10 protein-coding genes are annotated in these 12,087 nt (G+C 66.9%); 4 read left to right on the forward strand and 6 right to left on the reverse strand.

What is annotated here, in order from left to right:
• Together VHL31_RS26695 and VHL31_RS16710 are read left to right on the forward strand one after the other, a co-directional pair.
• On the forward strand, positions 1–103 hold a 103-nt coding region (locus VHL31_RS26695), incomplete at its 5' end, for an S-(hydroxymethyl)glutathione dehydrogenase (protein ID WP_349262469.1).
• 605 nt (positions 104–708) lie between these two features.
• Positions 709–855 (forward strand): hypothetical protein, encoded by a 147-nt coding sequence (locus VHL31_RS16710; RefSeq protein ID WP_329662370.1) that lies wholly within the window; start codon positions 709–711, stop codon positions 853–855.
• 1,028 nt (positions 856–1,883) lie between these two features.
• On the opposite strand, the gene VHL31_RS16715 is transcribed toward VHL31_RS16710, so the two are convergent.
• The 6 genes from VHL31_RS16715 to VHL31_RS16740 form a co-directional block, all read right to left on the reverse strand.
• On the reverse strand, positions 1,884–2,069 hold the full coding sequence (locus VHL31_RS16715; protein ID WP_329662371.1) for a hypothetical protein: 186 nt from the start codon (positions 2,067–2,069) through the stop codon (positions 1,884–1,886).
• A 500-nt stretch (positions 2,070–2,569) separates the two neighbouring features.
• Complete coding sequence (locus VHL31_RS16720; RefSeq protein ID WP_329662372.1) at positions 2,570–3,643, reverse strand: Gfo/Idh/MocA family oxidoreductase; 1,074 nt, start codon at positions 3,641–3,643, stop codon at positions 2,570–2,572.
• Positions 3,644–3,656: 13 nt separating this feature from the next.
• Complete coding sequence (locus tag VHL31_RS16725; RefSeq protein ID WP_329662373.1) at positions 3,657–4,415, reverse strand: ATP-binding cassette domain-containing protein; 759 nt, start codon at positions 4,413–4,415, stop codon at positions 3,657–3,659.
• Entirely contained in the window at positions 4,412–5,395 is a 984-nt protein-coding gene (locus VHL31_RS16730; protein WP_329662374.1) for an ABC transporter permease, read from the reverse strand. Before VHL31_RS16730 ends, VHL31_RS16725 begins: the two co-directional genes overlap by 4 nt.
• Positions 5,396–5,397: 2 nt before the next feature.
• A complete protein-coding gene (locus tag VHL31_RS16735) occupies positions 5,398–6,387 on the reverse strand; it encodes a substrate-binding domain-containing protein (protein ID WP_329662375.1) in 990 nt (329 codons plus the stop codon).
• A gap of 900 nt (positions 6,388–7,287) precedes the next feature.
• Positions 7,288–9,066: a hypothetical protein gene (locus VHL31_RS16740; RefSeq protein WP_329662376.1), complete on the reverse strand. Its 1,779-nt coding sequence runs from the start codon at positions 9,064–9,066 to the stop codon at positions 7,288–7,290.
• Positions 9,067–9,270: 204 nt separating this feature from the next.
• On the opposite strand from VHL31_RS16740, the gene VHL31_RS16745 reads away from it, so the two are divergent.
• Both VHL31_RS16745 and VHL31_RS16750 read left to right on the forward strand, forming a co-directional pair.
• Entirely contained in the window at positions 9,271–10,677 is a 1,407-nt protein-coding gene (locus tag VHL31_RS16745) for an amidase (protein WP_329662377.1), read from the forward strand.
• A gap of 183 nt (positions 10,678–10,860) precedes the next feature.
• The gene (locus VHL31_RS16750) at positions 10,861–12,075 is read left to right on the forward strand and encodes an urea ABC transporter substrate-binding protein (protein WP_329662378.1); all 1,215 of its coding nucleotides are present in this window, start codon (positions 10,861–10,863) and stop codon (positions 12,073–12,075) included.
• Positions 12,076–12,087: the final 12 nt, after the last annotated feature.

The raw sequence follows: 12,087 nt of genomic DNA on the forward strand, positions 1-12,087 counted from the left end.
GATCGACCCCCTGATCACCCACACCATGCCGCTCGACCAGATCAACCACGCCTTCGACCTCATGCACGAGGGCAAGTCCATCCGCTCGGTCGTGCTGTACTGACCAACGTCCGGTTTATCCGCGCGCACCCGCTCGAGGAGGTGGCCGCCAAGGAAAGCCCCGATCCTTGGCTGGCGCTCCCGCGACCCCTGCCCGGCCAAGGCCAAGCCGCCTTGGCCGCCATCCTTGCCTGGAGCGGCTCGATCGCCTGCTGACGGTTGATAGTTGGCAAGCATGGCACGGGCGAACCTGGAGATCCGGTCGTCGATGCCTCAGCCAAGCAGTTGCGCCTCGCGGCCTGTTCCTCGCTCCAGGACAGGCGGGCAACCTCGTGCCGCTGCATTGCAGCGGTGCGGGGTGATCGGCTCAGGGGCGCGTGCTCATCATGGCCGGGCGTGACCGCTTCGCAACTGGCCACCGCCCGATAGCGTTGCCGATGAACGGGTTCGGGTCGTCAGGCTGATCGGCGGCGCGGCCTGATCGGATGGAAAACGATGTCTGCAGCGCCCTTCCCGCTGTCCTGTCGATGATCCGGTCAGCTTTATCGTATGACGCGCCAATATCATCCGATTGGCGATGATGACGAAATGGCGGCTGCATTGGAACCGCACTGCCGCCTGCAGAGCTATGACTGGACGGAACATCTGCCGTAAGGATGGAGCACTCATATGTCGAACCTCCGCTGGCTGCTTGCACTCGCCCTGCTGACGTTCACTGTTGGCGGCTTGAGCGCCTGCAATACGTTCGAGGGTGCCAAGGATGACGTGTCGGCTGGTGTCGACGCAGTGTCGGGCGATGATGACGACGACGACTGATCTGCGCTGTCGATCAGCAGTCTTGCGTCGCTGCATTGTCGCACCTCGCTGGATCAAATGGTGAGCGGTCTACACCGACAGCGGCTCACGCGCAGCCTAGAGCCGCTGTCGGTGCCGCAGGACGACCGTTGCCGTGAGCTGCCGGTCCGCTGCCCACCGCTGATCGAGAATGGCCTGGAGCTCGTCGCTGCAGGTACGCCACCCGACAAGCCGGAACTGTCTGCAAGCTTCGGCCATGCGCGCGTTCTGCTTCACGAGAGCCTTAGGCAGCGTGAAGCAGCAATCCCGGCAACAGCGGAATCAACGGCTGGCATCAAGCTGATCCCCCGGGGTGACGCTGTTGCGCTCCGGGATCTGAAGGTCCGACAGGTTTACCGGGTGCCCGCAGGATCAGGATCTGGAGCATCATCACCGCGCCGCCTTGCCGGCCAGCCCTTTGCTAGGAAGCGGGTTCATGGCGGCACGCGGCCCGCAGCTTCCGCGTCCCAGGTTACGGCAGTGGCGCGGTGACGGCTCCTGATGGCAGCGGCTTCCCGATCTGGCCGCGCATGGATGCCACCGCCATGCCATCCACCCGTGCCGGCCAAGGCCGCACCATCCGTGGAATGGCGCGCCTCACGAAGCGTCTCTCCGCAAGACCCTGCGGACACTGGATGATCAGTCCCATGTCCGATCATTGAGGCGGGCAGGCCTGTGCCGAGAACTCGCAGCAGCACCATCGCAATTGCGGTTCTGCGACCGGTTCTGACCGTGTCGTCTACGATCGAGCGGAGCGGGCCGCCAGTAGACGTGGTCCAGCGCCTTTTGCGATGAACGGCGGCCTTCTGCAGACTGGCGCGAAAACCTCCAGTCTCTGGCTTGTGGATGGACAGGCGAGCGCCACCGGCAGGAATTTCCGGCCCATCACGTCGCTCGATGGCACCGGATCGACCGATGCCGCGAACTGGATATCGATCAGGCATTTATCTGATCCGCCCGTCGCAGGTTCACGGCCATGCAGAGCAGCCTGAGCTGGCATCGGTTGCGGATCAGGTCGGCGGCCCATTGCAGCCTCCTGGCTGAAGCCCTTGCAGGGACGGATGATCGTCGACGGCCAAGCGCGCCTTGTAGCCGAAGAAGCTGCGTTGCCCGCGACGCGTGAAGCCGGCGGCGGGGTCCCACCCCGATACCTCGGCCTCGACCAGTGTCGCTTCGAACCCGGCCTTGATCACCAAGCCGCGCTGCTCGAGTTAGGCGTTCAAGGCGTCGAAGACCATCTCCACTAGGCCCGCCTGAACCAGGTCGATCCGGAACCGGGGAAAGTGTCGTTGCGTCTGGCAACGCATCCTCCAGCTCAAGGCGGTCAGAGCGCCGGAAGCTCAAGGATTCGCCAAGGCCGCTTCGATCGGCTGCCAGTCGACCTGTGCCCTGATCCGCTCCAGGCGTCGGTTACTGCCAAACGCTGCGGCAGCCGAGCCTCCACCAGGCTCACCTGACCCAACGCCAGGCACACCATCGGCCGCCTCCTTCCTGATGGGCAGGATCGGATCCCGGCAGCACGGCCAAGGCCAGGCTTACGCGGCAGCCTCCTGAGCCGGCGTGATGTCGGCAGCAGAAGGCCGAGCCGTCGGACCAACGTCCCGGATCGCCGTTCGCACGATCTGCCCCTTCATGAGTCGAATCCGGATCGGACGGTTCTGGACGGCGGCTCCCGGCACGGCTGCTCCGGGCAGGACTACTGCTTCATCCTCTCCACGATCGCCTTCCAGAGCTGGAGGTCCTTGCGGAAGTCGACGAGGTCGGTCTTCGGCGTGGTGCCGTCCAGCACGTGACGGTGGAAGGTCAGGAGTTCATGCGCGAATGCGTCGGCGTAGAAGGGCCCGAGGATCCGCTGTTTCACCCCGTCCTGGCCCCGCTCCGCGATCTCCAGCCGGGTGGGCAGGCTGCGGATATAGGGCGTGTCGTAGACGATGCGGACGCGCTTTTGGTCCGAGCGCACCTCGATCATCGCATCGAACAGGCCGATCCGGTCGACCACCGCCTGATAGGTGCAGAGATAGTGGCCATAGTCGAACGTGATGGCCGAGTTCCAGCCGCCATTGCTGTGCTGCGCGGCCAGCACGCGCGAAGGCTCGCCGATCAGTTCCCGCATCGCGGAGAGGTGGTGGCAGCTCATCGAGGTCAGCAGCGCATAGGCCTGCAGCAGGTCCGGGGGTGCATCCTGGCCCACCGCCTCCCGGTAAAGGGACTGGCGGATGACCTGGCTCTCGCGGCGCAATTCGTCTGGAACGTCCGTCGGGTAGAGGATGTCCTGGCTGTGCCGCATGAACTCCGTGCCGAGCGAGATCAAGTCGTGGATGCGGACATGGGTGATCTCGGCTGGCGGCGGCAGCTCCGCCTTGGCCGCCAGGTAGGCCGGGGCGTAGCGGCGCATATAGGCGACGAACAGGACCTTGCGGTGGTTCTTCGCCAGCGGCAGAAGCTGGTCGATCTCGCTCAAGGTCAGGCAGGCCGGTTTCTCCAGCAGGATGTGCTTGTCCGCCTCGATCGCCAGGCGGACGTAGCGGCTGTGGGTCTCGTCCGGCGAGAGGATGAAGACCGCGTCGATAGCCGGGTCTTCGATCAGCGCTTCCGCCGACCCGAAGATCCGCACGCCGGCATGACGGCTGCGGATCAGCTCGGTCAGGCTGCTGGACGGGTCGTAGGCGCCGTCGATCACGAAGCGGCTGCGCAGGTCGGCGAGCGTGGGCAGGTGGATCGCCTGGGCGACCTCGCCCAGGCCGATCAGGCCGACACGGAGGAGGGACATCAAGAGCTCCCGTTCAAGCTGGACCCGCACCGGTGATGAGGCCGACCAGCTCGTTGCCGCTGGTCTCGGCGGTTCGCCTGGTGCCGACGACCCGGCCGGCCCGCATCGCCCAGACTTGGTCGGACAGACGCATGACCTGGTCGAAATTGTGGCTGATCAGGATGACGCTCACCTGCTCATCGCGCAGGCGCGCGATGAGCGCCTCGACATTGCGGGTCTCCTGGACGCCCAGTGCAGCGGTCGGCTCGTCCATCACGACGAGCTTCGCCCCAGCACCCACCGCCCGGCAGATCGAGATCGCCTGGCGCTGGCCCCCGGACAGGCGCCGCACCCGTTGCCCGACCGACGGGACGTTGATGGAGAGCCGCGACAGGAGGGCGCGCGACTGCACCTTCATCTCCTTGCGGTTCAGGAAGGCGAAGGGGCCCAGGCGGTGCACGATCTCGCGGTTGAGGAACAGGTTCTGCGCCACCGTTAGCTCGTCGACCAGCGCCAGGTTCTGGTGAACCGTCTCGATGCCGGCCCGTCGCGCTTCGTCGGGGTCGTTGAAGCGGGCGGGCCTGCCGTCGAAGCTGATCTCACCGCTGTCGGGCACATGCACGCCGACCAGGCAGCGGATCAGGGTCGACTTGCCCGCACCGTTGTCGCCGATCACGGCCGTCACCTCGCCGCGGCGCGCGCTGAACGCGACCTCCTGCAGGGCGCGGATGCCGCCGAAATGCTTGGACAGGCCGGTGCAGGCCAGGATGGTGTCGGACGGATCGGGCTTCATCGCTGGTAGCGCATGATGAGGGCGGCCAGGATCACGATGATGCCCACGGCCAGGGGCTGGTAGAAGGCCGATACGCCCAGCAGCGTCAGGCCGTTGACCAGCGTGGTCAGCATCAAGGCGCCAAAGACCGGGCCCAGGATGCTGCCCCTGCCGCCGAACAGGCTGACGCCGCCCAGCACGACCGCCGCTACCGAGTTCAGGAGCAGCGTGGTGTTGACGGTGGGCTCGGCAGAGCCAATGCGCGCGACCAGCAGGATCGCGGCGATGCCGGCACAGCTGCCTGAAATGGTGTAGGCGGCAATGCGGACGCGATCGATATGGATGCCAAGCGAGCGGGCGCTCTCGGCATGGCCGCCGGTGGCAAGCAGGTGGACCCCGAAGCGGGTGTGGTAGAGCAGGACATGGCCGAGCAGGGCCACGGCAGCGGCGACGAGCACGGGATAGCCGAACAGGCCGATATGGCCGCTGGACAGGCGCAGCAGGAACAGGCTGGAGACCATGGTCGGCTCGCCACGGGAAAGGATCAGCCCCAGGCCGGTGACGGCCGACAGGCTGCCCAGCGTGACCACGAAGTCCGGGATGCGGCCGCGCGTGATCACGAGGCCGTTCAGGAAGCCGACGAAGGAGGCCGCGCCCACGGCCAGCACGCAGGCTGCGACGATGCCGAAGCCTGCGGCATAGCAGATGCCCAGCACCACCGCGCTGAGGGTGGTGGTGGCGGCCATGGACAGGTCGATGCCTGCCGTGGCGATCACGAAGGTCTGGCCGACCGCCACCACGATCAGGATGGAGGACGCCACCAGCACGGCGTGAAGGTTGCTGATGCTGAGGAAGCTGGGCGCGCTCAGGCCGAAGATCAGGATCAGGCCGAACAGGCCGACCACCGCGGCCCAGTCTGCCCAGAACGACGGTTCGAGCCAGGCCGGCCGCTCGCGGCGGGGCGGCCGTGCGTCCGCCCCGCCCTGGGCTTCCTCCGTCATCCTCACTGCTGCAGCAGATCCCGGAAGGGATCGGGATAGGCTTCGGCCGGCTGCGGGAAGTTCTGGATGGCCGTGGCGGCGTTGGCCTTGGTGATCAACTGGACGGGGGCATCGACCTTGGCAGGCAAGGTCTTGCCGGAAGCGGCGGCCACGCAGGCTTCCAGGCCCATGGCGCCGACGACCCAGGGATACTGGGAGACGGTGGCGGCGAGTTCGCCTGCGGCGACCGACTGGAGCGCATCGGTGATGCCGTCCAGGCCGATCACCTTGGCCTCAGAGCCCGCGGCCATCACGGCGCGCTGCACGCCCAGGGCCATGACGTCGTTGGCGGCGAAGAAGCCGGCAAGGTCGGGATGCGCGCGCAGGATCGTGTCGGCCGCCGTCAGCGCCTTTTCGCGGTCCCAGTCCGCACTGACCATCTGCACCACCTCGAGCTTGCCCTGGACGGCCTGCTCGAAGCCCTTGATCCGGGCATTGCTGCCGACGTCGCCGACCACGCCCGCGATCAGCGCCACCTTGCCGCCATTCGGGAGAAGGCGAAGCATCTCCTCGCCGGCCAGGATCCCGGCCGCGACATTGTCGGTGCCGATATAAGTGTTGATGGTGATCCCGGCGGCTTCCGCCTGGACTGGATCGACCACGCTGTCGATGTTGACGATCGGCGCCTTCTTCTGGGCCACCGGAACCAGGGCCTGCACCAGATTGCTGACGCTGATCGGATTGACCAGATAGCAGCCATAGTCCTGCATGGCGACGGCCGAGAGCCGGTCGGCCTGCCCGGTCGAATCGCCCATGCCGCTGGCGGCCTGGATGTTGACCTCGGCACCGAGTTCCCCGGCCTTGGCGTCGATGCCCTGGCGCATGTACTGGAAGAATGGATTGTCCAGTCCCTTGATGACCGCCGCGACCCTGGTCGGCTCGGCAGCGAAGGCCGGAAGCCCCAGAGCAGCGAGGGCCGTGCCCAGGGCCAGTACGTGTATCGATTTACGCATCCATCGACCTCCCCTCGGCAGCTTCTTCTTGCTTGAGGACCTTGCTGCCTTCCAGGCAGGGTCGCCCTCGTGCAGGGATGCTGTCAAGTGGTGCCACCGGCCTGCTCTTGGCAGGCGGCCTTCAACAAGCGCGAGGAGAACCAATTGTTCATGAACAGTACCGGTGCTCACTGCCCTGCAGCGACCCGCTCCACCACTTGACGTTCATCCTTGCTCGTTGCCGGCCACTCGTCATGATCACGGGCGCTGTTCAGGCTCTTCTTCAATCCTCGGCCACCATCGACCGGGCGCGTCGCGCTCCGCCATCGTCACGACAACGGGATGTCAGGCATCGTGACGAGAATCCGGTGGAGGGGCAGCGCTCGCTGCACCTGACCGACCACGTCCCCCCGGGGGCGTCGTGGCGACCTGCCGCCCGCCACCTCGGCCTGAGGACCGAGGTGGCCGTCACGCTCCCTCACGATCCATCTGCACCAGGGATCGTTGCCGCGGAGGCTCCAGCGCCCACGCCATTTCCAAAAGGAGCGGGCTTGCCGCTCTTCCCGGCCAGCGGGCTCGCTGCGACTCGATCCGGCGGCCTGTTCCGGGCCGGCCTCCGTGATCTTCCTGTTGGGGGGCTGAAGATCACGATGTCCCCCGGCGCAATCCAGCAGTTCCTCCTTCCTTCGGTCAGGCCGGTCCCAGCGACGCCGTCCTCATGGCGAACCTGGCCCCCCGCGCTTCGCTCCATCACTGCTGACGTCACAGCCACACGCTCCTCAACCCGCTCGCGGCGGCTGGCGCGCCATCCATCGCCAGCCCCACGCAGCTTAAGGCTGCAGCGCTCGGTACATCGGAAGGCGGCCGGAGGTGGTCCGGCCACCGGCTACCGGCCACGAAGCACGATGGAAGGAGCGACCCTCAGACCAGGGCATCGCCGAGGTCCCGGGATGCCGGGCCTTGGGCCATGATCGAATCAGGCTTGGCCGGAGCGATTCCCCGGCTCTGGACCGCGTGATGAACGTCCCGCTCGTCCTTCGTCGTGTAGGTGCCCTGGAGGAGCCGGCCCAGGGCCGGCCAGATCTCGCCGTCGGACGCGTCAGCTCCTTCCAGCCGCCTGATCAGTTCCAGATGCTCGGCCAACGAGCGCATCCCGGCCGGCCCACCCAGCCCCGCCACGTCGTTGGCATGAGTCTGGAAGGACGTGCTCAGGCCCGCCAGCGCATGCTCGACCACGTCCTGCAGCCTTGCCCCTTCGCTCTCCATCTCCCGGAGCGCAGCCGCACCTTCCCTCAAGCCCGCCACCAGCTCGGTCCGGCGTTCCGCCGGATCGCGAGCGGCATGGTCGCGCAACCGGCCAACATCCGCGGCAATCGCCGCCAGCTCTGTGCCGAACGCCGCCACGGCCTGACCGATCTGTCCGGCACTCGCCCGCAACTCCTGGGCGATGCACTTCATCGGGCCACCGACCCCGCCCAGCTGGGCCGAACGGAAGGTCGCGTTCAGGCCGGCCATGCGGATGGACATCTCCACCTCGTCCAGGTCCGCCGCCAGGCCGGGCATGCGCTCGATACCCTGCAACGCCCGTTCGCGCGCGGCCGCCATCGTCGCACGGATGCGGGCATATCCCTCGACGATGACGGCTACCCCGCCGATAGCTCCGTCGAGTTCCGCCATCAGGTCCGGCGAGCTGCCGCCCCAGACGGCCCGGAACAGTTCCTCCGCCTCGGCCATGGCGCGCCCCATCGCGTGAAGCGCTGCCTCGACCGACCCGCGTTCCCGCTCCACGAGCACGGCCAGGTCCTTCAGCTGCGCGGCCTGCAGCGCGCACAGGGCGCCCACCGCGACCTTGCGGCGCCGGTCGTCCAGCGGCGCCGGATCGTCGTCGGCCAGGATGCCCCGCTGACGGACCGCCCGAAGCCGCTCCAGGCCGAAGCCGATCTGCTCCAGCCGCTGGCGCATGCCGTCGTGGAACTGGAGCCCCATGACGAGGCGGGCGGCCTCCTCCCGGAGCTGGCCCAGACGCTCCCCCACGGCTGCCATGGTCTCGCGCCCGTGCTCGCGGCGTTGGGCAGCATGCTCAAGGAGAGTGCCGATGCGCTGCACCGTGTCCGGCACGCCGTTGCCAGATCCCCGCCGGTCGATCCGCTGGACGTCGTCCACGCCCTGGAGGAGCTTGCCGATCTCCTGGTCGAGGGCAACCACCGTCATCTCGGCGCGCTCGACCAGGCCGTCGACCTCGCTCGTAAACCCCTCGAACCCGACTGCATGCTCGGCCAGGGCGGCGGTCTCCATGCGCGCCAGCAGGGCGAGTTGGGCCAGGGTCGTCATGCGGCTGCCAAGCTCGTGCACCGATCGCTGTGCCGTACCGAGATCGGCCTGGAGTGCTTGCACCAGCTTTCGCTCGGACAGGTCATCCGCCGCCATTTCCGGCAGCATGGTCACGGCGCTGCCCAGGCGGTCCATGCTCGCCTCGGCCGCCCGGCCCACGAGGTCGGCAAAGCCGGCCATGGTCTCCAGGCCACGCTCCGCCCTGCTGCGGGCCTCGCCGAGAATGGCACCGAGGGCCAGGATCCGCTGCTCGGCGGCCTGCTGCCAGACGAGGAGGTCGTTCACGTCGGGATCGAGACGGGATCCAGCGGGCTGATCGACGGCGGCGCCAGCAAGCTGGCCGGTCCAATCCGCGTGCACGAGGGTCATGGGAAGTTCCGTGCCTGAGGTATCTGGCGGCAAGATAGCTCCTGGCAGTGTACAACCCGTTAACGCCGAACGCTTTTTTGGACGCTCCATCTGCGCGAGCATGGCCGGCAGGATCGGCTCGGCCGGCGCCGGCCGGCCAGACCCTTCCTGGCAAGGCATTTGCTCACACGTCCCTGTCTTTCGCACGAACGAGGAAGCAAGATCATGGAGCCAGCTCAGCTCGCTCAAGCCCACCTGGTCGACGTCGCCGACCTGATCAAGACGAAGCGGCTCTCGCCGGTGGAGCTCACCGACATGATGCTGGCGCGCATCGAGGCCGTCGACCCCAAGTTGCACAGCTACGCGACGGTCACGGCCGATCGGGCCCGGGCAGAGGCCAGGCAGGCAGAAGCCGAGATCATGTCGGGCCGCTACCGGGGACCGCTGCACGGGATCCCGATCGGCCTGAAGGACCTGTGCTTCACCAAGGGCGTCAGGACCAGCGGCGGCATGGCGATCCATGCCGAGCATGTTCCCGACGAGGACGGCACCGTGCCAGCAAGGCTCTCCACCGCGGGCGCCGTGACGCTCGGCAAGCTGCAGATGACGGAAGGTGCCTATGCCGAGCACCATCCTTTGATCGACGCGCCGCTCAACCCGTGGAACCCCGCGCACTGGGCAGGCTCGTCGTCCTCGGGCTCGGGTGTCGCGACGGCGGCCGGCCTGTGCTTCGGCTCGATCGGCTCGGACACCGGCGGCTCCATCCGCTTTCCCTCGCTGATGAACAATGTCACCGGCCTGAAGCCGACCTGGGGCCGGGTCAGTCGCTATGGCTCGTTCGTCCTGTCCGATACGCTGGACCATCTGGGCCCGATGACGCGCTGCGCTGCGGATGCCGCCGTGATGCTGCACGCGATCGCCGGCGAGGACGACAACGACCCTACCACCTTGCTGGCGCCGGTTCCGGACTATCTCGGCAGGATCGAGGCGGCCGGCATCTTCGGCGCGCGCGGGCTCAAGATCGGCATCGACCACCGCTTCAACGCCAGCGGGGTGGACCCGAAGGTGACCGAGCTGACCGAGGCGGCGGCCCAGGTGCTGGCTTCGCTTGGCGCGACGCTGGTCGACATCGACTTTCCCGACAGCAATTCCGTGCTGGAGACATGGAGCGAGTTCTGTGCGTACGAGACCGCCCATGTCCATCGCGAGACCTATCCCAGCCGCAAGGAGGAGTACGGATCGACGCTCGCCGAGTTCATCGAGATCGGCCGCAACGTCGACCCGCTGAAGATCGCCTCGATCGCGATCGAGCGGGACAAGTTCAAGGGGCGCCTCGTGCGCATCTTCCGCCAGGTCGACCTGTTGCTGGTGCCGGGCCTGTTCTTGGCAGGGCCTTCGCTTGAGCGCCTGTCGCTCGGCGACCCGAAGGAGCTGGCGACGCTCCTCAAATACACCGCCCCATTTGACGTGAGCGGCAGCCCCACCATCACCCTGCCCTGCGGGTTCTCCGACGAGGGCGTCCCGGTCGGATTCCAGCTGGTCGGCCCGCATCTGTCCGAGGACGTCCTGCTCTGCGCCGGTCACGCCTTCCAGATGGCGACGGCATGGCACACCCGGCATCCGGATGTGTGAGGACTGAACATTAGTTCGTCATTTTCTGCATCGCGGATGATGGCCGGCCTCCTCATCTTCACCTGCCCGGAGATGAGGATGGCCGACATCCGGCAACCGTGATCACAGTTGGCACAGCCTTTGCGTCGCCTGGTCCAGGACAGGATCGAAGAGGGACGCGGACCGATGCAGGGTAGAGTTGGGATGCTGTTGGCGACCGTCGCGACCTTGGCGACGACGGCCGCGCTTGCTCAGGACAAGCCGCCGATCAAGGTGGGCTTCCTGGAGGACCAGTCCGGCGAGATTGCGCTGCTGACCCTGCCCAAGCTGCGCGGCGCTCAGCTCGCGGTCGAGGAGATCAACAAGGCGGGCGGGATCGACGGCCGGCAGCTGGAGCTGATCGCCTACGACCCGCAGTTCGACAACGCGAAGTTCCAGGAATTCACCCGCCGACTGATCGACAGTGACGAGATCGACGTGCTGTTCGCCGGTGCGACCAGTGCGTCGCGCGAGGCGGTCCGCCCGATCATCGACCGCACGGACATTCCGTACTTCTACACCAATCAGTACGAAGGCGGCGTGTGCGACGCCAACATGATCGGAACGGGCGGGCTGCCCGAGCAGCAGCTTTCCACCCTCGTCCCCTGGATGATGGAGAAGTACGGCAAGAAGGTCTACACGATCGCCGCCGACTATAATTTCGGACAGATCTCCGCCGAATGGACCCGCAAGCTGGTCGAGGAGAACGGCGGCGAGATCGTCGGCGAGGAGATGATCCCGTTGGGCGTCTCCCAGTTCGGCCAGACCATCCAGAACATCCAGGCCGCCAAGCCCGACTGGCTGATGACGCTGGTGGTCGGCAACTCGCAGGCCTCCTTCTACGAGCAGGCGCCCGCCGCCGGCCTGAAGATTCCGATGGGCTCGTCGATCACCATCGGCCTGGGCTTCGAGCACAAGCGCTTCAAGCCGCCGGCCATGGAGAACATGCATGTCGCGATGAACTGGTTCGAGGAGGTGAGTTCACCGGACGCGGACGCGTTCAAGCAGCGTTGGCGCGCGAAGTTTCCCGAGGAGACCTACATCAACGACATGGGCCAGAACGCCTATGCCGCGGTCTACCTTTACAAGAAGCTGGTCGAGATGGCCGAGGGCTCGACGGAGCTGGCGGACCTGCGCACCCAGATCGCGACCGGCCAGGCCTGCATCGACGCGCCCGAAGGCCAGATCTGCATCGACCCCAAGTCCCAGCATGTCAGCCACCGCATGTGGCAGGTCTCGGTGGACGCGCAGCACAACGTCACGGTCGAGCGCTCGTGGGACAAGGTCGAGCCCTACTGGCTGGGCGAGGTCGGCTGCGACCTGACCCAGTACGACCCGAAGGAGCAGTACACGCCGAGCTACCTGCCCGAGCCGCAGTAACGCTCCCCGGGG

It is taken from the genome of Geminicoccus sp., from assembly GCF_036263595.1.
Lineage (GTDB): Bacteria > Pseudomonadota > Alphaproteobacteria > Geminicoccales > Geminicoccaceae > Geminicoccus.